The organism is Candidatus Obscuribacterales bacterium (genome assembly GCA_036703605.1).
Lineage (GTDB): Bacteria > Cyanobacteriota > Cyanobacteriia > RECH01 > RECH01 > RECH01.
Genome location: DATNRH010000769.1, coordinates 1 through 1050, shown reverse-complemented (window position 1 = coordinate 1050; position 1050 = coordinate 1). Strand labels below are relative to the sequence as shown.

Sequence of the window (1050 nt, the reverse complement as noted above, 5' to 3'; positions counted from 1 at the left end):
TGGACCTGATCGTTGTTGGTGAGGTTGAACCACTTAAGCGCCATATTGAAGCTTGCCAGTTGCCGGTATCGGTCGGTGAAAGTTCCATTTCCCTACCCAATGGTCGACAGGTTCCGCTTCAGGTGGTCCCGTCACTTGAAGACCAGAGCTTTCAGTTTGGGAAAGTGAGTTCCGTGACAGGACTGGCCTGCTATCGCTATGCGAAAGCCGCGATTGAACTGGCGATGAGTCAGTCAGTCACTGCCGTTGTTGCAGCACCTCACACAGAGGCCGCTGTCAACGCCGCTGGTATCCATTTCCGGGGCTATCCAGGGTTGGTAGCAGAGTTGACGGGTACCCCGGCTGATAAAACATTCCTGATGCTGATGTCACCGGTCTATCGCGTGGTGAATGTTACGCTCCACGAACCCTTGAAAGAGGCTCTATCACGATTGGATGGACCTTTAATCCTGAACGCCTTGCGAGCGACACGAGATGCACTCATTGCCCTTGGCTTGCCAGGGGGACGCATTGGCGTTTGCGGATTAAACCCCCATGCTGGCGAGGGGGGATTAATGGGGACAGAAGAAGGACTCTTCATACAATCAGCATTAGACGATGCGGTTGAAGAGGGTATTAACGCCCATGGGCCCTATGGGGCTGATGCGCTGTTTGCCGATCGTGAGTTCGATGCCTATCTCGCCATGTACCACGACCAGGGGCACATTCCGATTAAAGTTGCGTCACCAAGACAGGCATCGGCAATCACCATAGGGACGCCTGTATTGTTTGGCTCTGTTGCCCATGGGAGTGCTTTGGATATTGCAGGTATGGGCCTGGCGACACCTGCAGCGGTGATTCAGGCTCTGAAAAATATAGCTAAGGGTAGCTAATGAATATGAGCCAGTACTGGTTCGAATTGTTTCTGATGCATTGGAAGGTTGTACTAGCTGGGTCGAAGGCCGATATGATCAAGTCGTTGCTTATCGAGTTGGGCGAGTGACTTCATCGGGTTTTTGTGTGGTGGAGCGTATTAATCTACTTGGTAATGTTTAGTTCATGCTTTAGGAT

Annotated in this window: 1 protein-coding gene; it reads left to right on the top strand. The window is 51.8% G+C overall.

Annotated elements, in window-relative coordinates:
- Positions 1-872: 4-hydroxythreonine-4-phosphate dehydrogenase PdxA (locus V6D20_15960; protein ID HEY9817275.1), on the top strand; the 872-nt coding region annotated here is incomplete at its 5' end.
- Positions 873-1050: the final 178 nt, after the last annotated feature.